The sequence below is a fragment of the Burkholderia sp. APQ4-4ca genome, from assembly GCF_057837105.1.
This window is the reverse complement of sequence record NZ_JBYQCG010000072.1, coordinates 233,227-255,136: the sequence shown is the minus strand read 5'-3', so window position 1 is coordinate 255,136 and position 21,910 is coordinate 233,227. Positions and strand designations below refer to the sequence as shown.

17 protein-coding genes and 1 pseudogene are annotated in these 21,910 nt (G+C 65.8%); 10 read left to right on the top strand and 8 right to left on the bottom strand.

Features of this window, described 5'->3' with window-relative positions; translation table 11 throughout:
- Positions 1-17 precede the first annotated feature (17 nt).
- A complete protein-coding gene (locus tag AC3IFE_RS07155; protein ID WP_489190032.1) occupies positions 18-1,574 on the bottom strand; it encodes a 3-hydroxyacyl-CoA dehydrogenase in 1,557 nt (518 codons plus the stop codon).
- Positions 1,575-2,115: 541 nt separating this feature from the next.
- Here AC3IFE_RS07155 and AC3IFE_RS07150 point away from each other — a divergent pair.
- Complete coding sequence (locus tag AC3IFE_RS07150) at positions 2,116-3,204, top strand: calcium:cation antiporter (RefSeq protein ID WP_089469943.1); 1,089 nt, start codon at positions 2,116-2,118, stop codon at positions 3,202-3,204.
- Between the two features lie 93 nt (positions 3,205-3,297).
- Here the strand turns inward: AC3IFE_RS07150 and AC3IFE_RS07145 are convergent, their stop codons facing one another.
- The gene (locus AC3IFE_RS07145) at positions 3,298-3,480 is read right to left on the bottom strand and encodes a LysM peptidoglycan-binding domain-containing protein (protein WP_489190031.1); all 183 of its coding nucleotides are present in this window, start codon (positions 3,478-3,480) and stop codon (positions 3,298-3,300) included.
- A 531-nt stretch (positions 3,481-4,011) separates the two neighbouring features.
- Positions 4,012-4,920: a LysR family transcriptional regulator gene (locus AC3IFE_RS07140; protein WP_089469944.1), complete on the bottom strand. Its 909-nt coding sequence runs from the start codon at positions 4,918-4,920 to the stop codon at positions 4,012-4,014.
- A 113-nt stretch (positions 4,921-5,033) separates the two neighbouring features.
- Here AC3IFE_RS07140 and AC3IFE_RS07135 point away from each other — a divergent pair, with 113 nt between their 5' ends.
- Both AC3IFE_RS07135 and AC3IFE_RS07130 read left to right on the top strand, forming a co-directional pair.
- Positions 5,034-5,972: a 2-hydroxyacid dehydrogenase gene (locus AC3IFE_RS07135; protein ID WP_489190030.1), complete on the top strand. Its 939-nt coding sequence runs from the start codon at positions 5,034-5,036 to the stop codon at positions 5,970-5,972.
- A gap of 64 nt (positions 5,973-6,036) precedes the next feature.
- Positions 6,037-7,401 carry an MFS transporter gene (locus tag AC3IFE_RS07130; protein WP_489190029.1) on the top strand — a complete coding sequence of 455 codons (1,365 nt, stop codon included), beginning with the start codon at positions 6,037-6,039 and terminating at the stop codon, positions 7,399-7,401.
- 27 nt (positions 7,402-7,428) lie between these two features.
- Here the strand turns inward: AC3IFE_RS07130 and AC3IFE_RS07125 are convergent, their stop codons facing one another.
- The gene (locus AC3IFE_RS07125; RefSeq protein WP_089469946.1) at positions 7,429-8,397 is read right to left on the bottom strand and encodes a LysR family transcriptional regulator; all 969 of its coding nucleotides are present in this window, start codon (positions 8,395-8,397) and stop codon (positions 7,429-7,431) included.
- Between the two features lie 360 nt (positions 8,398-8,757).
- Here AC3IFE_RS07125 and AC3IFE_RS07120 point away from each other — a divergent pair, with 360 nt between their 5' ends.
- The 4 genes from AC3IFE_RS07120 (at position 8,758) to AC3IFE_RS07105 (ending at position 13,038) form a co-directional block, all read left to right on the top strand.
- The gene (locus AC3IFE_RS07120; RefSeq protein ID WP_489190028.1) at positions 8,758-9,930 is read left to right on the top strand and encodes an HPP family protein; all 1,173 of its coding nucleotides are present in this window, start codon (positions 8,758-8,760) and stop codon (positions 9,928-9,930) included.
- Between the two features lie 123 nt (positions 9,931-10,053).
- Positions 10,054-10,467 (top strand): MarR family winged helix-turn-helix transcriptional regulator, encoded by a 414-nt coding sequence (locus tag AC3IFE_RS07115; RefSeq protein WP_089469948.1) that lies wholly within the window; start codon positions 10,054-10,056, stop codon positions 10,465-10,467.
- A 14-nt stretch (positions 10,468-10,481) separates the two neighbouring features.
- The gene (locus tag AC3IFE_RS07110) at positions 10,482-12,269 is read left to right on the top strand and encodes a chloride channel protein (protein ID WP_489190027.1); all 1,788 of its coding nucleotides are present in this window, start codon (positions 10,482-10,484) and stop codon (positions 12,267-12,269) included.
- Between the two features lie 436 nt (positions 12,270-12,705).
- Positions 12,706-13,038: a hypothetical protein gene (locus AC3IFE_RS07105; RefSeq protein ID WP_489190026.1), complete on the top strand. Its 333-nt coding sequence runs from the start codon at positions 12,706-12,708 to the stop codon at positions 13,036-13,038.
- 98 nt (positions 13,039-13,136) lie between these two features.
- On the opposite strand, the gene ppnP is transcribed toward AC3IFE_RS07105, so the two are convergent.
- Both ppnP and AC3IFE_RS07095 read right to left on the bottom strand, forming a co-directional pair.
- Positions 13,137-13,457: a pyrimidine/purine nucleoside phosphorylase gene (gene ppnP / locus AC3IFE_RS07100; protein WP_006478890.1), complete on the bottom strand. Its 321-nt coding sequence runs from the start codon at positions 13,455-13,457 to the stop codon at positions 13,137-13,139.
- A gap of 173 nt (positions 13,458-13,630) precedes the next feature.
- Positions 13,631-14,533 carry a LysR substrate-binding domain-containing protein gene (locus AC3IFE_RS07095; protein ID WP_489190024.1) on the bottom strand — a complete coding sequence of 301 codons (903 nt, stop codon included), beginning with the start codon at positions 14,531-14,533 and terminating at the stop codon, positions 13,631-13,633.
- Between the two features lie 181 nt (positions 14,534-14,714).
- Between AC3IFE_RS07095 and AC3IFE_RS07090 the strand changes: the two genes are divergently transcribed.
- Together AC3IFE_RS07090 and AC3IFE_RS07085 are read left to right on the top strand one after the other, a co-directional pair.
- On the top strand, positions 14,715-15,899 hold the full coding sequence (locus tag AC3IFE_RS07090; protein ID WP_489190023.1) for a M20 aminoacylase family protein: 1,185 nt from the start codon (positions 14,715-14,717) through the stop codon (positions 15,897-15,899).
- Between the two features lie 43 nt (positions 15,900-15,942).
- A complete protein-coding gene (locus AC3IFE_RS07085) occupies positions 15,943-17,268 on the top strand; it encodes an MFS transporter (protein ID WP_489190022.1) in 1,326 nt (441 codons plus the stop codon).
- 354 nt (positions 17,269-17,622) lie between these two features.
- Here the strand turns inward: AC3IFE_RS07085 and AC3IFE_RS07080 are convergent, their stop codons facing one another.
- Together AC3IFE_RS07080 and AC3IFE_RS07075 are read right to left on the bottom strand one after the other, a co-directional pair.
- Positions 17,623-18,423, bottom strand: a complete 801-nt coding sequence (locus AC3IFE_RS07080) for a lysozyme inhibitor LprI family protein (protein WP_489190021.1) — start codon at positions 18,421-18,423, stop codon at positions 17,623-17,625.
- A gap of 827 nt (positions 18,424-19,250) precedes the next feature.
- A pseudogene (locus AC3IFE_RS07075) lies at positions 19,251-19,560 on the bottom strand (porin); the annotation flags it as partial.
- 552 nt (positions 19,561-20,112) lie between these two features.
- Between AC3IFE_RS07075 and tssF the strand changes: the two are divergent.
- Entirely contained in the window at positions 20,113-21,909 is a 1,797-nt protein-coding gene (tssF, locus tag AC3IFE_RS07070; protein WP_489190020.1) for a type VI secretion system baseplate subunit TssF, read from the top strand.
- The last annotated feature ends 1 nt before the right edge of the window (position 21,910 follow it).

Sequence of the window (21,910 nt, the reverse complement as noted above, 5' to 3'; positions counted from 1 at the left end):
GGTGACGAGGCGCCCGGCTACGACCTGAACGTGCGGCCGGCCGCGTGCAGCGCGGCAAGATGCGGCGACACGCGATAACGGTCCTCGCCGTAGCTCGCCGCCAGGTTCGACAGCACGCGATGCACGCGGCCGATGCCGATCGCATCGGCCCACGCGAGCGGGCCGCACGGGTAGTTCACGCCCTTCTCCATCGCGAGATCGAGATCGGCCGGCGAGCACACGCCCTGGTTCACCGTGTCGGCCGCTTCGTTCGCGAGCATCGCGACGGTGCGCATCGCGACCATCCCCGGCACGTCCGCGACGCCGACGACGCGAAAGCCCGCCTGCTGGAACAGGCCGACCGCGTCCGCATACGCGGCGTCGCTGCACTGGAGCGCGCGCGTCAGCGCGACCAGCCCGGCCTGCGCGTAATCGCGCGCCAGATCGACGAGCACGAGATCCGCCACGCCCGTCTGGGCGGCGCGCGCGGTCGCGGTGCGGCCGTCGGTCAGCGCGATCGACGCGCGGCCGGCCACGGCGAGCCATTCGTCCGGATGCGCGTCGTTGCGTCGCGCGCCAGCGATACGTTCGGCCAAGCGCACATGCAGCGCGGCGGCCGGGCCGTCCAGCGCGAACAGCACGACGTTGGCCGGCGCGTCGCGCGGCGGTTCGAGATCGGGAGCAGGCGGCGTCGCACCATCCGCATACGGATAGAAACCGCGCCCCGACTTGCGCCCGAGAAAGCCCGCGTTCACGAGCTCCTGCTGGATCAGCGACGGGGTGTAGCGCGGGTCGTTGAAGTACGCGCGGAACACCGATTCGGTCACCGCGAAGTTCACGTCGTGGCCGATCAGGTCCATCAGCTCGAACGGCCCCATCCGGAAGCCGCCGGCTTCGCGCATCACCGCGTCGATCGTGGCGGGCGCGCCGCCCTGCTCGTTCAGCACGCGCAGCGCCTCCGCGTAATACGGCCGCGCGACGCGATTCACGATGAAGCCCGGCGTCGATTTCGCCATCACCGGTTGCTTGCCCCAGGCGGCGGCTGTCGCATGCAGCATCCGGGCGACCTCGGGGGCAGTCGCGAGCCCGCTGACCACCTCGACGAGCGCCATCAGCGGCGCCGGGTTGAAGAAATGCAGGCCGGCGACGCGCTGCGGCACGCGCAGCCCGGCCGCGATCGACGTGATCGAGATCGAAGACGTGTTGGTCGCCAGCACGCATGCGTCGTCGACATGACGTTCGAGCGTCGCGAAGATCTCGCGCTTCACGTCGAGCCGTTCGGCCGCCGCCTCGACGATCAGTGCGGCGCCCGCTAAATCGGCCAACGCGCGCACCGCGCGAATCCGGTTGCCGGCCGCGTCGGCCTGTGCCGGTTCGAGCCGGCCCTTCTCGGCGAGCCGCGCGAACTGCGCGCGGATGCCGGCCAGCGCCTTGTCGCAGGCCGCTTCGTTCAGGTCGTACAGCCGCACCGGATGGCCGGCCGCCGCCGCGACCTGCGCAATGCCCGCGCCCATCGCGCCGGCGCCGATCACGCCGACGACGGCCGACTGCGCCAGCGCGCTGGAGTTCACCGAATGTGCAGAGGAAACAGCCATCGCTTGCGATCCGTCATGAAGTGGAGGTGCGAGCGATTATAAACCGACCGGTCGGTAGATTTATGTCAGGGCGCGCTCGAATGTGTCGTGCAAGACACCGTTACGAAAGCTGCAATGGCGAAAAAATCGAAAGTTCGCGGCACTTTTTATAAACCGAAAGGTCAACGTAAGGGTTCGAATATGAGATAGTGATCCCCCAACGCCTGATAAAATTCGACAAATTGCCGGATTCCAGGGGGAAACGCGTGTCGCGCCGTCACCGCCGTCCATCGCTCCCTTCCGGGGTCAAATCAAGCTTCCGGCCGCACGTCGCCACGTGACCTTGTCTCGCCGTCTGCGGGCAACCGCATCGAATCGTTTCATCCCGCGACGGGCTTCGGCCCGCCCGCGCCTGCGCCGCCTCGCGGCAGCGAACCCAGGGCAGCACCGCTGCGTGCCGCCACCCATCGGTTTCATCGTCCTCGTTCGGCGGATAGTACGGCCGGGCTTCGTCAACCCGTGACGGCGCGTCGCGCGCCGCCACTCGCATAAGGAAACCCTCATGCCGCTCTCGTCCAACCAGCTCCCGCGCTGGACCCTCTGGGCCCCGCTTGCCGCGTGGCTGGTACTCGCGCTGTCGCGCGTGGTGCCGGCCGAAGGCCTCGCCATCGCGGTGTTCGCCGCCGCGCTCGCCGGCGCCGTGTTCGCCGCCGTCCATCACGCGGAAGTCGTCGCGCACCGGGTCGGCGAACCGTTCGGCACGCTGGTGCTCGCGGTCGCCGTGACCGTCATCGAAGTCGCGCTGATCGTCTCGGTGATGCTGGGCGCGGGCCCGGAAAAATCGGGCCTCGCCCGCGACACCGTGTACGCCGCCGTGATGATCATCTGCAACGGCATCGTCGGCATCTGCCTGCTGGTCGGCGCATGGAAGCACGGTGAACAGGACTTCCAGGGGCGCGGCGCGAGCAAGGCGCTCGCGGTGCTCGCGTCGCTGTCGGTGCTGTCGCTCGTGATGCCGAACTACCTGAGCGCCGCGCCGGGCCCGTTCTTCTCGAAATCGCAGCTCGCGTTCGCCGGCGTGGCGTCGCTCGTGCTGTACGGCGCGTTCGTGTTCGTGCAGACCGTGCGCCACCGCGACTACTTCCTCGCCGAGCACGACAGCGCGAACGAAGCGGTGCACGCGGCCGCACCGGGCAACCGCACCGCCGTCATCAGCATGGTGCTGCTGTTCGCAAGCCTCGTCGCGGTCGTGCTGCTCGCGAAGCTGCTGTCGCCGGCCGTCGAGCACGCGGTGCTGAAGCTCGGCGCCCCCGAAGCCGCGGTCGGTATCGTGATCGCCGCGCTCGTGCTGCTGCCGGAAGGGCTCGCGGCCGTCACCGCCGCGCGTGCGAACCGGCTGCAGACCAGCATGAACCTCGCGCTCGGTTCGGCGCTTGCGAGCATCGGGCTCACGATCCCGACCGTCGCCGCCGTGTTCATCTGGGTCGGCCAGCCGCTCACGCTCGGGATCGGCGCGATGGAAACGGTGCTGCTGGCGCTCACGCTGCTGGTCAGCACGCTCACGCTGAGCCAAGGGCGCACGACGGTGCTGCACGGCGTCGTGCACGTCGCGCTGTTCGCCGCGTACCTGTTCCTGTCGTTCACGCACTGATGCGAAACGGCGCGGGGCCCGGCGGGTATTCTCCGTCGGGCCTCGCGTATCGCTTCACCTTCCTCCCTTCACCTCTCCCGCCTCACGCCGCGGCTAGCGAACCGGAATCACCAGATGCTGGCCGGCCGGGATCAGGTTCGGGTTCGCGAGGTTGTTGCGGCGCTGGATCTCGCGATAGCGCTGGCCGCTGCCCAGCTCGCTCGCCGCGATCAGGTTCAGCGTATCGCCCGCCTTCACCACGTACGTATGCTCGCCGGATGCGGCCGAGGTCGTCATCGTCTGGTCGCCGACGAAGTACTTGCGCAGCAGGTCGAGATACTACGGCGACTGCCTGAGCTTCGCGATCGCGGCGTTCAGGTAGATCAACAGGTCCTGGTCGTCGGCGCGCACGTCGATCTTGTACGCGATGTTCGAGCCGTCGAGCTTGGTCACCGCGAACTTCAGATCCGTGCCCTTGATCGAGCCGACCGCGAACGCACGGCCGGTTTTCCGGTACGAAGGCGTAAAGGCTCATCGTTGTTCTTTTGCGTGTCGCGGGTGCGGGAACCGCGCGGCCGGCGCGTCCCGCTCCAAATGCACGGACGTATCCTGCGCTGAGCGGCATTCAGCGCCAAGCAGTCCACGTGAAACCCTTCGTCGGGCTGGCGATGCCGCTGTCGCCGCTCCATCCGACAGCGCCTTGCACGACGTCAGCTTTCCAAATTGAAAGGATTCCTGCCTTCGATGCTCGCTCGGGATCGCTTGCCATCGCGGCAGCGCACGCCGCCCGATCGAAGGCTTGTGACGTCGCGCGCCCCTGTCATGCCGCTACGCCGACGCGCCGCCCTGCTCCTGCGCAAGAAACCGCTCGACCATCGCGTTGAACACCGGCAGCGCCGGATTGTCGTTGTCCGCGCGCCATGCGAGATACAACTCGGCCGCCACGTTGACGCCCGCCAGCGGCCGGAACACCACGCCGTCCACGTGTAGCTCGCGCGCCGACGCCGGCACCAGCGCCGCGCCGAGCCCCGCGCGCACGAGGCCGAGGATCGTATGCGTCTGGCCGACGTAGTGCAGGTAGTTCGGCAGCCGCCCGGCGCTCGCGAACATCCCCGAAATCATGTCGTGGAAATACTTGCCCTCGTTCGGCGAATACGCGATGAACGGCTGCCGGTCGAGTTCGTCGGGGCCGATCTGCTCATAGGCGGCGAGCGGCGCGCCCTGCGCGACCGCGACGAGCATCGGTTCGCGCTGTACGAGACGGTATTCGAGCGGCTGGCGCGCGGCGCGCTGGCGCACGAAACCGGCGTCGAGCATCCGCGACGCGAGCGCGTCGATCTGCACGGTCGACACCATCTCGCGCAATTCGACGTCGACGTCCGGCAACGCATGCGCGGCATGCGCGAGCAGCACCGGAATCATCCGGTACGCACTGACGGCCGTGAACCCGAGCGTGATGCGCCCGGCGCCGCCGTGCGCGACGCGCTGCGCGGCCTGCTCGGCCCGCGCGGAGAATTCGAGGATGTGCCGCGCGTCGCGCAGGAAGCGTTCGCCGGCTGCGGTGAGGCTGACCTGCCGGCTGCTGCGCTCGAGCAGCGCGATGCCGAGCGCGTGCTCGAGCAACTGGATTTGCCGGCTGAGCGGCGGCTGGGTCATGAACAGCCGCTTGGCCGCACGGCCGAAATGCAGCTCTTCGGCCACCGCGACGAAGCAGCGAAGTTGGTGCAGTTCAATCATTCAAATGTTGAATCAATCGATAGTCTTTTGATGTTAGACCGATATCGATGCGATTTCTATACTCGGTTCCACCTGATGCGCGGCCCGCGCCGCGCACGACGACCGAGACCTTCATGACCATCGACATCCTGCTGACGCAGCCGCTCCCCGACACCATCGACGCCGAACTGTCCGCCCGTTACACCGTGCATCGACTGTATGCGGCCGAGCAACCGGACGCACTGCTCGATCGCGTGGCGCCGCGCATTCGCGGCGTCGTGACCGGCGGCGCGAACGGCCTGTCCGCCGCGCTGATGGACCGGCTCGCCGCGCTCGAGATCATCGCGATCAGCGGCATCGGCACCGACGCGGTCGATCTCGACCGCGCGCGGGCGCGCGGCATCCACGTGACGACGACGCCCGACGTGCTGACCGACGACGTCGCCGACATGGCGCTCGGGCTGATCCTGATGACGCTGCGCGACCTCGGGGCCGGCGAGCGGATCGTGCGCGCCGGCCGCTGGGGCAAGACGGCCCAGCCGCTCGCGACACAGGTCACGGGCAAGCGGCTCGGTATCGTCGGGCTCGGCCGTGTCGGGCGCGCGATCGCGCAGCGTGCGCAAGCGTTCCGGATGCCCGTCAGTTACTTCGGCCCGCGCGAGCATCGCGACAGCGGCTATCGCTTCGTGCCCGACCTCACCGCGCTCGCACGCGACAGCGACGTGCTCGTGATCGCGGCGTCGGCCGATCACGGCAGCGTGCTGGTGACGGCGGACGTGCTCGCCGCGCTCGGCCCCACAGGATTCCTGATCAATGTCGCACGCGGCAAGCTGGTCGACGAAGCCGCGCTCGTGCGCGCGCTGGCCGACGGCACGATCGCCGGCGCCGGGCTCGACGTGTTCGCGAACGAACCGCACGTGCCGGCCGCGCTGCTCGAACTCGATCGCGTGGTCGTGCAGCCGCACCGCGCGAGCGCCACGCACGAGACGCGCGAGCAAATGGGCCGCATCGTGCTCGCGAACCTCGCCGCGTGCTTCGCGGGCCAGCGCCCGCCGACCAGTGTCACGCGCTGAGCGTGGCGCCGGCCTTCCGTTACGACACCAGATGCCTTCGCACGACGGAGGCCAGGAGACATGCATGTCCAATCGATCCAGCGGCGCTGCGCTCGCCGCATCGCCCGCCGCGTCTCGCACGATCGGCCGCGTCCGTTATGCGGTTCTCGCGCTGATTTTCGCGGTCACCGTCATCAATTATGCGGACCGCGCGACGATGTCGATCGCGGGCACCGGCGTCGCGCACGACCTGGGGCTCACGCCCGTGCAATTGGGAATCGTCTTTTCGGCGTTCGCGTGGGCCTATGCGATCGGCCAGATTCCGGGCGGCTGGCTGCTCGATCGCTTCGGCGCGCGGCGCGTGTACGGGCTGAGCCTGTTGCTGTGGTCGATATTCACGATGTTGCAGGGCACGGTCGGCGCGTTCGCCGTGCAGGGCGCGGCCGCGACGCTCGCGCTGTTCGTGATGCGCTTCATGCTCGGCCTCGTCGAATCGCCTGCGTTCCCGGCCAATTCGCGGATCGTCGCCTGCTGGTTCCCGACGGCCGAACGCGGCACCGCATCCGCGCTGTTCAATTCCGCGCAATACATGGCCGTCGTGCTGTTCACGCCGGCGATGGCGTGGCTCACGCATGCGCTCGGCTGGGAGCATGTATTCCTGTGGATGGGGCTGCTCGGCATCGCGCTCGCCGCGCTGTGGTTCGCGTGGTATCGCGAACCGCACGGCCACCCGCGCATGACCGACGCGGAGCGCGACTACCTGCGCGCCCACGGCGCGCTCGTCGATCTCGAGGCGAACCGCGTGCGCGAACGGCCGCGCGCGTCGTGGCGCGACGTGTCGCAACTGTTCCGCCACCGGAACCTGTGGGCGATCTACGTCGGCCAGTACTGCATCACGGCGCTCACCTACTTCTTCATCACGTGGTTTCCGATCTACCTGATCAAGGGGCGCGGGATGACGATCATGGAAGCCGGCTGGGTCGCCGCGCTCCCGGCCATCTGCGGGTTCACGGGCGGCGTGCTCGGCGGCCTGCTGTCGGACTGGCTGATCCGGCGCGGCATGCATCCGTCGCGGGCGCGCAAGACGCCGTTCGTCGCGGGGATGGCGATGGCGACGCTGCTCGTGCTCGCGAACGGCGCAACGTCGAACACGGTCGTGATCGCGCTGATGACGATCGCGTTCTTCGGCAAGGGGCTCGCGGCGGTCGGCTGGGCCGTGCTCGCCGACACGGCGCCGGAAGGCATGGTCGGGCTGAGCGGCGGCGTCTTCAACGGTCTCGGCAACATCGCCGGGATCGTCACGCCGCTCGTGATCGGCTACTTCGTCGCCAGCACGGGTTCGTTCGCCGGCGCGCTGTGGTTCGTCGCCGCGCACGGGCTGATCGGCATTGTCGCGTACACGTGGCTCGCGGGCCGCTTCGAGCGGATCCGCATCGCGCCGGCCGCATGAACGCCGCGGCCACGCGCCGGCGCACCGTTATGCGCGCTGGCGGCCTGCCGGCGCGTGCTCGGTCGTCAGCCGGTCGAGTTCGCGCAGATCGTTCTCCAGCGCCGGCGTGAGCGTCGTGCGCAGGTGATCGAGGAACGTGCGGATCTTCGCATCGAGATAACGGCGCGTCGCGTAGACCGCATAGACGCTCACCGTCTGCAGCCGGTAGTCGGGCAGCACGCGGATCAAGCGCCCTTCACGGAGATCGTCGAGCACCGTATACAGCGCCACGCACGCGATCCCGCGTCCGGCACGCACCGCGACGCACAGCGCATCCGGCACGTTGACCTGGAACGGCGCCGGCTGCAGCGCGTAGACGGCTTCCTCGCCGTCGCTGCGTTCGAGCCGCCATTCGCCGGCCGGCGACGCGGGCGTGTCGAGGCGCAGGCACACGTGGTTCGGCAGCTCGTCCGGCGTCTGCGGCGTGCCGTGCCGCGCCAGGTATTCGCGCGATGCAACGAGCACGCTGCAGCTCGTACCGCAGGTCTGCGCGACATAGCCGGAGTCGGGCAATTGCGATGCTGTGACGATCGACACGTCATAGCCCTCCTCGACCAGATTCGGCATCCGCTGCGCGAGCGTCAGCTCGACCGACACGTCGGGATTGTCCTCCTGGTAGCGCACGATCGACGACACGACGTGACTCTGCCCGAGCCCCGTCATCGCATGGATACGCATCTTGCCGCTCGGCCGCAGCAGCGCATTGCGCGCCTCCGCGTTCGCGTAGTCGAGTTCCGCGAGGATCGATTTCGCGCGCTCGAAATAGCGTTCGCCGCTTTCGGTCAGGCCGAGGTGGCGGGTCGTGCGATGCAGCAGACGCGTCTGTACGTGGGCTTCGAGGTTCGAGACCGCGCGCGACACCTGCGCGGTGGTCGCGTCGATTTCCTTCGCGACCGCGGTAAAACTGCCGGCTTCGACGACGCGCACGAACAGGCGCATGTTTTCGAGCATGTCCATTGAATTGGCTTGGGGAGAGTCGGTGGGGAGACGTCGGCGGCGCTCGCGTCAGAGGGGCAACGGAACGCAGCCGCGAACCGCGTCGAATCGATCACCGTGCCGGGGAGAAGGCGGGAGAGCGGGCATCGAGGACGGGGTTCTGGCATGACGGGGGAATTGACTGCGCCGAATTGTACGCCGCTGCAGACAAATTTGCGCGCTCATGCGTGCCCAAGCTCTCGCCGGATGAAAGGATTTTGCAAGACTTGCGCGTCGCGCGCGTGCAACGCCATGACGCGGCGCGGCAATTTGTATCACAACACGATATAATTCGGCGCTTGTCACCGCGCCGCGGCACCGTCCTTTTACCGCTTATCCTCCATGTCGTCAGGCTCCTCCCCGTCGCGCCGCACGTTGCGGCAATGGCTGCACAGCTTCATTCCGCATCCGATGACCCTCGGCTGGCGCGAGCGCCTGCGCGCGTGCACCGGCGCGCTCGTGGGCATTGCCACGGTCGGCGTCACGATGCGGCTGCTGCCCGGCGTGCCGGGCCTCGTGCCGCTGCTCGTCGCGCCGATGGGTGCGTCGGCCGTGCTGCTGTTCGCGGTGCCGGCGAGCCCGCTCGCGCAGCCCTGGTCGATCGTCGGCGGCAATCTCGTCGCGGCGACCGTCGGCGTCGCGTGCGCGCAATGGATCGCCGATCCGATCACGGCCGCCGCCGTCGCAATCGCCTGCGCGATCGGCGGCATGTTCGCGCTGCGCTGCGTGCACCCGCCGTCGGGGGCCGTCGCGCTCACGGCCGTGGTCGGCGGCCCGGCGATCCATGCGCTCGGCTTCGGCTTCGTGCTGCAGCCGATCGCGCTGCAATCGGCGATCCTGCTGTCGGCCGCGCTCATCTATCACGCGCTGACCGGGCACCGCTACCCGCACGGCGGCATGCGTCCCGAAACGAAACCGCAGGCCGGCGCCGCACCCGCGCGCGGCGGCTTCACGCGCGGCGACCTCGACGCGGTGCTGAAGCGCCGCGGCGAATGGCTCGACGTCGATCCGGACGATCTCGAAACGCTGCTGCGCGAAACCGAAATGCAGGCTTATACGCGCACGTTCGGCCAGTTGAAGTGCGCGGACCTGATGACGAAGCATGCGATCGAGGTCGCGCCGTCCACATCCGTCACCGCCGCGCTCACGCTGCTCGACCGCCATCGCGTGAAGGCGCTGCCCGTGGTGGACGGCGAAGGCCGCCTGACCGGCATCGTCACGCGCGCCGACCTCACGCGACAGTTGCGCCGTCCAATCCCGCTGTGGCAGCGCCTGTCCGCACGGCTGCCGCAAGCGTTCGGCGGCCAGCCTGCGAGCGTCGCGTCCGTGATGACGCGCGACGTCGCGTCGGTGCCGGAAACGATGCCGATCACGGCGCTCGTGCCGCTGTTCACGCATTCGGGCCACCACCATATTCCCGTGGTCGATGCATCGCGCCGGCTCGTCGGCATCATCACGCAGACGGATCTCGTCACCGGCCTTTATCAGCAGACCCAAATGCTCGAAGCCGCGTAGCGCGCATCACGCCATGTAGCCACCTTCGGAAAGAGAAATACAACATTTTAGTCATATTTCGGCCATTTATATCACATCGTGATATATTTATACGCACCGTAACCGACTGCCCGAACGACCTCGATGACCGATACCCGACGCGCCCTGACGAAAAGCGATTTCCAGCAACTGTCCGAGTTCCGCTACCAGATGCGCCGCTTCGAGCGCTTCTCCGAACGCGCCGCGCAAAGCGAAGGCGTGACGCCGCTGCAATACCTGCTGCTGCTGCACATCAAGGGTTATCCGCATCGCGAATGGGCGACCATCGGCGAGCTCGCGGAACGCCTGCAGGCGCAGCACCACGGCGTCGTGGCGCTGGTGACGCGCTGCGAAACGCTCGGACTCGTGAAGCGCAAGCCGAGCGAAGCCGACCGCCGCCAGGTCGAAGTCCACCTCGAGCCGGCCGGCGAAACGCTGCTTGCCCGTCTCGCAGCCATGCATCGTGCCGAGCTGAAGTCGCTCAAGGGCACGTTCCTGGTTCCCCAGATCGATTATTGACCCTTGCCTCGCCGATGAACGCACCCCACAAACGCGATTTCTCGACCAACGAACGCCTGCCCAGGATCGCGTTGCTTACCGCCGGGATCGGCCTGCTCAGCACGCTCGCCGCGTTCGTGCTGTTGAGCCTGATCCGCCTGTTCACGAACCTGTTCTTCTTCCAGCAACTGTCGTTCGCCGACCACTCGCCCGCGAACAACACGCTCGGCGCCTGGGTGATCGCGGTCCCGGTGGTCGGCGGGCTGATCGTCGGCCTGATGGCGCGTTTCGGTTCGGAGAAGATCCGCGGCCACGGCATTCCCGAGGCGATCGAGGCGATCCTGTTCGGCAAGAGCCGCATGTCGCCGAAGGTCGCGATCCTCAAGCCGCTGTCGTCCGGCGTCGTGATCGGCAGCGGCGGCCCGTTCGGCGCCGAAGGCCCGATCATCATGACGGGCGGCGCGCTCGGCTCGCTGATCGCGCAATGCGTGCATGTGACCGCCGCCGAGCGCAAGACGCTGCTCGTCGCCGGTGCGGCCGCCGGCATGACGGCCGTGTTCGGCACGCCGGTGGCCGCCGTGCTACTCGCGGTCGAACTGCTGCTGTTCGAATGGCGTCCGCGCAGTTTCCTGCCGGTCGCGCTCGCGTGCGCGGTGGCGGGCTTCGCACGCGCGGTGTTCTTCGGCGTCGGTCCGCTGTTTCCGCTGACGACGGCCGCGCCGACGTCCGTCGCGCTGCTGTCGTGCCTCGTCGCGGGCCTGCTGTCGGGCATGCTCGCGTGCGGCCTGTCGGCGGCGCTCTACCGCGTCGAGGACGCGTTCGCGAAGCTGCCCGTGCACTGGATGTGGTGGCCGGCGCTCGGCGCGATCGTGATCGGCGTCGGCGGCTGGCTCGAGCCGCGCGCACTCGGCGTCGGCTACGACGTGATCGGCGACTTGCTGCACCAGCACATCGCGCTGAAGATCGCGCTCGCGCTGCTGATCGTGAAGGCCGTGATGTGGGTGATCGCGCTCGGCTCGGGCACCTCGGGCGGTGTACTCGCCCCGCTGCTGATGCTCGGCGCCGGCCTCGGCACCGTGCTGTCGCCGGTGTTGCCGGGCGGCGACCCGGCGCTGTGGCCGCTCGTATGCATGGCCGCGACGCTCGGTGCGACGCTCGGCGCCCCGCTCACCGCGATCGTGTTCGCGTTCGGCCTCACGCACGACGCCAACGCGCTGCTGCCGCTGCTCGCGGCGACGCTCGTCGCGCACGGCTTCGCGACCATCGTGATGAAACGCTCGATCATGACGGAAAAAATCGCACGTCGCGGCTATCACATCTATCGCGAATACGGCGTCGATCCGCTCGAACGGCATGACATCGGCGGAGTGATGACGTCGGCCGATCGGCTCGTCACGATCGACGGCGCAGCGACGCTCGATACCGTCGAAGCGCAATACTTCGGCGCGAAGCAAACGCACCGCGCATATCCGGTCGTGCAGCACGGCCGCCTGCTCGGCCTCGTCGATCGCGCGACGCTCGATGCGCAGCGCGCGCAGGCCGGCGCCGATACGCCGATCTCGGACGCGTTCGCCAACCGCGCACCGGCCGTCGCGCTGGCGCACGAAACGTGCCGCGTCGTCGCGTCGCGCCGCGCGATGCTCGGCCTCGAACGCCTGCCGGTGGTTGCCGACGAGCAATCGCTGCGCATCATGGGCATCGTGTCTCGCAGCGACCTGATCAAGCCGGCGCTCCAGCACTTCGACGACGAACAGAAGCGCGAGCGTTTCCGTCCGCTCGTCCCGGTCAACCTGCGCGACGTCGGCTCGCGCAAGGCCGGCTGATACGGCCCGCATGCGCGGCGTTCGCCCGGCCGCGCATCGTGTCCCCGTCGTCTTCCGCCGTTTAAAGTTGGTTAACAATGCGGCAGACGAAAGTTTGTCATCATGGTACTCATGCGACGGGGCCATCCATCAGCCATTCCACTTCGTCATCAGATAAAGAGTCGCGGCGCGGGATGCATCGACATCCCGCATGCCGCGGCCGTCACTTCACCACACCACGATCGGGCAGCGCGCGGGACCCGGCCATGCATGACGTCGAGCCGTACACGACGCATGCCGCGCCGCAGCAACGGGCGCAGCATCCGAGCCGCCATTTGGCAAGCGCGTTAACAACTTGTTTCGGAATGGTCGGAACCGTGCTTGCAGGATGGAATCTCACTTGCACGCAGCATTGCTGCGCATCCCACTCAATCAATCACGACTCGAGGGAGATAACGTGAACGTGAAATACTTACCGCTCATCGCATTGACCGTGGCAATTTCTGCTCATGCCGCCGCACCTGCCGTGCAGAACGTGGGACAAAGCCAGAAAGACGCCCCGGAAGTCTCCGCGTGCATCGCCAAGACCTGGGCCGACAAGTCGCAACAACAGGTGATCTCGCAGAACGTGCTGGCCAATGGCCTCGCGACCGACGTGTACGCACCGGGCCAGCAGCCGCCGAACGGCGCCGCCGCGATGGTTCGCCCTTCGTGGAAGCCGGGTGCGAAAACGTGGGTCGGCATGCGCGGCGATGCAGCGTCCGCCGGCGACATCAACGCCTGCCTGTAACGATGTAACGAGAACAGGCGCTTCGGATGGCCTTGCGCCGTCCGCTTGCGACCAGCCCCGCTTCGGCGGGGCTTTTTCTTTGCAGCGCGCGAAGCGCGTTACAGGTAGCTGCAAACGTAATCGAGCGTCTCGAGCACTTCGATGTCGAAGCGGCTCTTGCCCGGCACCGAGAACGATTCGCCGGCGCCGTAGGTCTGCCATTCGCTGCTGCCGTCGAGCTTCACGCGGCACTTGCCGGCCTGCACTTCCATCAATTCGGGCGCATCCGTGCCGAAGTTGAGCGCGCACGGCAGAATCACGCCGAGCGTCTTGCGCGTGCCGTCCGGGAAGAGCACGGTATGCGACACGCACTTGCCGTCGAAATAGACGTTCGCGCGCTTGACGACCGATACGTTGTCGAATTGGGTTGCACTGGTCATGGGATGCCTCTGATTGCTGGATGCCGGATGGCGGTGTGGTTGGAGGCCGGCCGGAGCGGCGGGCCGGCCGCTATGATACCGGCTCGCGCAAGGCGCGCCCGAATGGCCCGCGGCCGGCCCATGCCAGCCTCGTGGTCGTCAGGATCACTACGTGATCCACGCGGGGCGCATGCTCACCTTAATCCCTTGCGTCGCGCGGAATCGCGCAGGCAATCGAGCAGCATCGCCGCGGCCGGCGTCAGCGGGCTGTCGCGGCGCGTGACGACTTGCACCGATACGCCCGGCAAGCGCTCGCGGATCGGCAACACCGCGAGCTGATCGCGCGCCCACTCGCCTTGCAGCAGTTGCTCGGGCATCGACGCGATCAGGTCGCACCCGGTCATCAGGCTGTGCGCGAGACCGAAGCTCGGGCATTCGACGACACGCGCCGGCACCGGCAGCCCATACGCGACGAACGAGTTGAACAGCACCTGCGTGGAGCTTTCCGGCGACGGATTCATCAGCCAGTCGGCCTCGACGAGATCGGCGAGCGAGGTGGCCGACGCGAGCGGATGCCCTTTGCGGGCGACGATCAGCGAGCGGCTCGCGTAAAGCTCCGCATGATCGAACTCGGCCGCCAGCAGCTCCGGCACGACGACGGCCACCGCGAAATCGAGCGAACCGTCGTGCAGGCGCGGCAGCGCGACGCCCGGAAATCCTTCGATCAGATTGACGCGCGCGACCGGAAAGCGACGCCGGAACGCACGAAACGCGTCGGGCAGGATCGTCACCGCCGCCGCCGGCGTGATCGCCGCCGCGACGGAGCCCGTCATCGCGCCCTGCGCCTGCTCGATGTCGTCGCGGGCGCGCTGCATTTCGGCGACGATCAGCCGCGCGCGCACCTGCAGTTGCTGGCCGAACGCGGTGAGTTGCACGCCGCGCGCGGTGCGTACGACGAGCGATACGCCGAGCGCGATCTCCAGCTCCTTGACCGCCTTCGTCAGCGCGGCCGGCGATACGTTCAGGCGCCGCGCGGCCGCGCGAATGCTCCCTTCCTCCGCGGCGGTGACGAACGCTTTCAGCTGATGGTATTTCATGGGGCAATGCGTGATCCGTGGAAACTCTCTGCGCCGCGCCGTGCAGTGGTTCAGGGTATTCCCGAGCGGCAACCGACGGTGTGCACCAAAGCAATTTAGCAGCTTCTGGTACGCAAAAGAAATTTATATGCTTGGTCGTCACATGCGCGTCAAACGCCCCACCAGCCCCACTGGAGAGACCATGCTGCAAGCCGTGAACCCCGTCATCCCCCGCATCGCCGCGATCGCCCCCGAGCTCGTCGAGGTGCGCCGCCGCATCCACGCCCACCCCGAGCTTGCATTCGAAGAGACGCTCACGAGCGACCTCGTCGCCGAACTGCTGGCCGGCTGGGGCTACGACGTGCATCGTGGCATCGGCAAGACGGGGGTGGTGGGCGTGCTGCGCGAAGGGCAAGGCGCGCGCACCGTCGGCCTGCGCGCCGACATGGACGCGCTGCCGCTCGCGGAAACCACCGGCCTGCCGTACGCAAGCCGCCATGCGAACAGGATGCATGCATGCGGCCACGACGGCCACACCGCGATGCTGCTGTGCGCGGCGCGCCACCTCGCGGCCACGCGCCGGTTCTCCGGCACGCTGAACCTGATCTTCCAGCCGGCCGAGGAAAACTTCGGCGGCGCGAAGGCGATGATGGACGACGGCCTGTTCGACCGTTTCCCGTGCGACGCGATCTTCGCGATCCACAACATGCCGGGCCGCGCGGCAGGCGACATGGCGTTCCGCACCGGCGCCGCGATGGCGTCGGCCGACCGCGTGACGATCACGCTGCGCGGCGTCGGCGGCCACGGCGCGATGCCGCATTTCGCGCGCGATCCGATGTCGGCCGCGGGCAGCATCATGGTCGCACTGCAGACGATCGTCGCGCGCGAGGTCGATGCGCAGCATGCGGCCGTGATCACCGTCGGCAGCGTGCAGGCCGGCGAGACGTTCAACATCATTCCCGAAACCGTCGTGATGAAACTGTCGGTGCGCGCGCTGAACGCCGACGTGCGCGCGCTGCTCGCGCGCCGCATCGAAGCGCTCGCGAAGGGCCAGGCGGAGAGCTTCGGCGTCACCGCCGAGGTCGATTACGACTACGGCTATCCGGTGCTCGTCAATCACGCGGAACCGACCGCGTTCGCGGCCGACATCGCGCGCCAGATGCTCGGCGCGGAACGCGTCGAAACCGAAGCCGCGCCGCTGATGGGCAGCGAGGATTTCGCGTTCATGCTCGAGGCGCGCCCCGGCTGCTACGCGTTCATCGGCAACGGGATCGGCAGCAAGGGCGGCTGCATGGTGCACAACCCCGGCTACGACTTCAACGACGACATCCTCGCGATCGGCGCGAGCTACTGGGTCCGCGTCGCCGAAGCCTGGCTCGCGGCCTGACGGCCCTTCACCACGCAGTTTCGTGCTTACCCGGGGGAACCCCATGGAAACGTCCGCCCTTCCGTTCGCCGGCACGCCGGTCGATGCCCGCGCCGCCGCGAAGAAACGCCGGCTGATCGCGGCCGCCGCCGTCGGCAACGCGCTCGAGTTCTACGACTTCACGGTCTACAGCTTCTTCGCGATCCTCATCGGCAAGCTGTTCTTTCCCGTGCATTCGTCGTTCGGGCAACTGATGCTCGCGGTTGCGAGCTTCGGTGTCGGCTTCGTCACGCGTCCGCTCGGCGGGCTCGTGATCGGCATGTATGCGGACCGCGCCGGCCGCAAGAAGGCGATGATCGTCACGCTGCTGCTGATGGCGCTCGGCACCGCGACGATCGCGGTCGCGCCGACCTTCGCGCAGATCGGCATCGCCGCGCCGCTGCTGCTCGTGCTCGCGCGGCTGCTGCAAGGGTTTGCGTCGGGCGGCGAAGTCGGCGCATCGACGACGTTGCTGCTCGAACAGGCGCCGCAGCATCGGCGCGGTTTCTATGCGTCGTTCCAGTTCTCGAGCCAGGGGCTCGCCGCGCTCGCGGGCGCGCTCACCGGCGTCGCGCTGACGTCGACGCTGAGCGCTGCGCAACTCGAAAGCTGGGGCTGGCGTGTGCCGTTCATCATCGGCACGCTGTTCGTGCCGCTCGGCTACTGGCTGCGCCGCACCGTCGAGGAAGTCCCGGCGGCGGCGCCCTCGCCCGCCGCCGCGCACGACGAACCGGTTGCGTCGCTGCCGCTCGCCGACGTGCTGCGCCATCACGGCAAGGCCGTGTTCGCGGGCCTCGGCGTGACGATCGGCGGCACGTCGATCCACTACATCATCGTGTTCTACATGGCGATCTACGGCGTGCAGGTGCTGCACCTGCCGACGTGGCTGTCGATGACGGCCGGCTGCGTCGCCGGCGCGATCCTGATGCTTGTGACGCCGATCGGCGGCCACCTGTCCGACGTGTACGGGCGCAACCGGATCGTCTGGTGGACGCGCATCGTGTTGATGGCCTCGATCTACCCGGCGTTCATCGCGCTGAACCGCTGGCCGGGCGCCGTGTCGCTGCTGTCGATCATCGCCGCGCTGTCGATCGTGCATGCGATCAACATCGGTGCGACGGGGGCCATGCTCGGCGAGTTGTTTCCGCGGGCGGTGCGTGCGACGGGCGGTGCGCTGGTGTACAGCGTTGGCGTCGCGATCTTCGGCGGCTTCGCGCAGTTCTTCGTCACGTGGCTGATCGCGGCGACCGGGAATCCGAATGCACCGGCTTGGTATGCGATCGGGTGTGGCGTGTTCACGCTGCTCGCGATTCGTTGCATGGACGAGAAGGCCGGGAAGGCGCTGGATTGAGCGGCGGAGGATGCCGGGTGCGCAGCGCGCGCTTGACGCTGCGCGCACCCGCGTGGACACGCCCGCCGCCGGCCGAACGCATCTCGGCGCGTCATAATGTAACGCTTGGCAGGCCGTCTGTGATGCTAACGACGATCGAGGGTGTGCTGCTCTCGAGTCAGGCTGAAAACCACGCGTGCGTATCTTGTCGATAGCATCATCGCGCATCGCTCCGATGCACGATGATGCGTTGCGAACTGACACGACCTTCGTCGAGAGCGCCGTTCGGTCCGTGCCTGCCACAGCCTTGGCGGCGCGCCATACGTGATATGACCCAATAGCGGTTGCGCCACGTTCGACGTCCTGTTCAGACGGTTATTCAAATACGAATCCCCTCTTCGGAGCATGTTCCTCGTCGATATACGTGCCTTGAAAATCGACGTCGCTGCCGTGGCCGAGCACTTTCCCGCATTGACCGCGCTGCTCGACCTCCAGCCGTGCGCCATGAATGGCGAAATCGAGCTGGCAGCCGTCGGAGCCAACGTGGAATGCCTTGCCGTCGGCCCGTACGACAGCATCGGCCGTGTATTCCCTTCCGCTGTTTTCGCCATTCCATGATAAGGCGTTGAACGTCAACTGTGCCGCATTGGCATACGGGTTACCAGATATCTTGATCATTCCACCAAGGTTGTGCGGGAGCGGTTTGGACGCAATCTCAATAAGAGTCCAGGTTTGTGACCAATGGAAGTCGTTGATGTCGAGCACGGTATCGGGTGCGGGCTGAGAAAGCTGCTGCAATCGCCGCAGATAACTGGTTCTCAGGCAGCCGACGTCTTTTCCGCAGGCATCTCGTTGCAATCGCCAGCCACGCTGATACTCCTTCAAAAAGTTGAGACCGGAGTTGCCATTCGCCAAGCGTCCAGGTGCGAGCGACCACGCAATCGCTAGCTGGTCGTCGAGTTTCGACAACTCGGGAACCGCACATATCGTTTGCTCCGCCGGTTGTTTAGCCAAGTTGCAATTAAATGAAGCGGCGTGTGCCGCACTGGCAATCCAAAAAGAAGCCGGTAGAAGTGCGGTACGGACCAGCATTCTGAGGATAAGCATTGTCTTCATGTCAAATTCAATGATGGAGAACGGCGTGCATAGTTCTTGGGGAGTATCGATATATTCCACCAAGTATTATGATACCAGGCTAATACAAGGAAATATTCGAGGAACGACTCACGAGTGTGCAGCCACATGTCACGGCGGCCTTCAAATGAAAGCAAAAAAAACCTTGAGAGCAACTTCCCCACCCTTCCAGGCATTACGACTTTTCGCCATACATCAGTTTTAATTCTCAAATTCGTTGCAAATCTCTTTGCAGTTAGCCGCCCAGTAAGATACGTTTCTGCGGTTTCCTAAAAAAGATGGAGAATTTCTATCAGCGCGTCGAAATCGGATAGATAGCAGCGCGTGACTTCGCCATTGTTGGTCGTTTGTGTCACAAGGCGAGGAACCTCCACGTTGTCCATGCGATAAACGGCGAACGGATCGAGCGGCACCGAGTCCATAAGATCGTGCAAGCAGATTGATCAAGATGGCCGATCATACGTTGCACCGCTCGTGCCGCGATAGACGCTGTCGAATTCATGCACAACGATCATCGTTTTCCCGCTCTCGACGGGGCCACGATACATCCCTCAAATTCCCTCCACGGTGCATGCACTTCAGCCAGATGACGACGAATCACTTAACCGATCTTTACCGCAGAGTGTTCAGCCCATAAATGTCAAAGAGTGTGAATCCATCACGCGCATACTTTCGGCAACGCAACACCCACCACCAACTAAGCGCCGGTGGTGAGACGACAAAGGACACACAGCAGTCATATAACGGCCGCTGGCGCGACGCATACGGAACACCGACATCAATATGTGCCCGCAATGAACGTCGTAAGCCCGGTAAACGCAACGAGGCATAGGCCACCCTCCCCCGTGCCTTGCACGCGCAACCTCCGCTCAGAATGTATGCATCATCCCCACATACGCACCCATCTGCGGCTCGCCCGTCATCGGGCTCGTGCTCGACGTTGCGTCGCACGGCGTCACGAGCAGCGAGAAGTTCGAGTCGCCGTCGTTGCGCACGTACGCAACCGTACCGTGCAGGAACGTGCGCTTCGACAGGTCGTACGTGGTGCCGAGCACGTACATCATCGCGTGGCCCGACGGATCGTGCGACGCGTCGCCGCCGCCATCGCCCACCTTCACGTAGTCCGCCGCCCGTCACAGCCCACTACAGCGTGGCCGCGTAGGTCGCGCCGGCAAAGTACTCGCGCGACGCGGTGATACGAAGGGAAGCGCACTTGTCGGCATCAACCCGCTGATCTTTACCAGTGCGGGGGCTCCGCCCTGACTTCATCCCGATGAGCCGTATCCTGTCGAATTTCACATTTCGAAACATATTCACGTCGAGATCGCACAGCCCAATTCCGAAAAGTAATCAATTAATATGGAACGCTTATTATTTATCTATGGTCAATAGCCGAGGTCAGAAAAACTCGTGAACGTTTTGCAGCCTGCTCCTGGCTTTCCGGCTCTACCTCCTCCCATCGACAGGCGCCGACGCGAACACTGACGGCGCTGCCAGCAGGCCAGCAATAGAGATCGAGGCACTTCGTGAGTTATCTGGTTGCGTACGGTCACCGTATGCGAACGTAAGCAACTCTTCCTGCCGCGCCACAGTTTCCGTAATCTCATCAGACGCCACATTTTGGCGTTGGACCATTGGGCCGTGGAGAACTCGGCAGATGAAGATTCGGCCACGATGACCACCAGATAATACGACGCACGTCGTGAACCGCAGAGACCTTACGCGTTGGATATGCACGACAAGCTGCGCAGCTACTATGAACAGGAACTGGCGAAGCTGGAGGATCAGCTCGCAACCTTCTCCAACGAGTATCCGCGAACTGCCGCCCGCCTGGGCATTACAGGCGGACAGACGGACGACCCACACGTCCAGCGGATGATGCAGGCGTTCGCGTTGATTGCAGCCGAAATCCGGGCCAACCTGGACGACGGCGCACCGAAGTTCACCGAAGCGCTGCTTCATGTCTTGCACCCGCACTATTTGCGACCGTTCCCTGCATGTTCGATCGCTTGCTTCGATCCGATCAAGGAATTACCGGGCAAGCCGGTCGTCTTGCCGCGTGGCATGGAACTCACGTCGCGCGGTGGAGAAGTTCGCTTTCGAACCGCTTATGACGTAACGCTTGCGCCGCTCCACATCGCAAACGCTCGATTCTCGCGCAGCACCGTCGCACCGGCACAAGTCGCATTGCCGCCGAACACAACGAGCTTCATTTCCATCACGATTGAGTCGACGGACGCCACCGCGCCGCTCGGAGCGGTTTCGCCCGACGCGCTGCGCGTCCACTTCTCCGGAGAACGCCAGACAGTCGTGGCGCTGCTGGATACGATCCTGCTGCGCGTCCGTGGCGCATATGTCGAAGCGGACGACAGCGGACGATGGATGCCAATTGCGGGGATACCGGTCACTCCAGTCGGGCTTGGCCCGGACGATATGTTGCTGCCACCGCCCCGAACCTCACCGCTCATTCAACCGCTGCTCGAATACGTCGGATTTCCGGACAAGTTCGATTTTGTCGACATTCATTTACGCCGATGCCTTGAACCCGTCCAAATGAACCGCGCGCGCCGCGTAACACTGCACTTGGCGATTGGCGGCGTGCACGCCGATTCGCGCATCGCGCAAGCGCTCACCCCGCTATCGGCGGACAACATCGGATTGTTCTGTACGCCAATCGTGAACCTGTTCAAGCATATGGGCGTCAAGTCGTCGCGCGGCGAAATCGTTGCCGATTATCCCGTCGTGCCGAAGCCGAGCCGACCAGACATACGCGGTATTTATTCGGTTGATGCGGTTCGCGATCCGTCAGACGGGAGCGCTATTCCGCCGCTGAATGCGTGGGGCGTCGGGGCCGGCGAACGGTTCTGGATCACGCGCCACGATCCCTACGCGGCAGTCCATCATCCCGGACGTGAAACGTCGCTCGTACTGCTACGCGCGGACGGGACAGCGGTGGCGAAAACGCCGCTGCAATTGAGTGCCGACCTCACCTGCACGAATCGCGATTGGCCTTCGCGGATGCGGATCGGCTCCCTAACGGGTGATCTGAAAAACGAAAACGATCAGGTTCCTTGCAGGATTACGCTGCTGAAACAGCCGACCCTGACTTATAGCGCGTCCCGTGAGTCGGAAGCGCAGTGGCGCGTGCTCGCGCTGACGACGGCCAACGTGACGCAGTTGACACGTGAGGGGTGGCCTGATTTCGTGAAGCTCATGCGCCAGCTTGCGCCAAGCGACCGACGAGCCGAACACGTCGGGGCGATTTCGTTCGTCAAGAGAAACGTTGCTGAGCGACTACTGGCGGTCAAGCCACATTCGGCCCTTGTGAGAGGCTTCGAGATCGTGATGGCCGCGGATGAGAGCGCGTTCATTGAAAACAGCATCGGCGCGTTGATCCTTCAACTCGACCTTTACCTGTCACGGTATGCGCCCGCCAACAGCTTTACGCAGCTTGTCGTGCTGTCGAAGAACGACGGCTCCCTGATCGTTCGTTGCCCGATGCGGCCGGGCCTCGCGCCGCTGTTGTAGC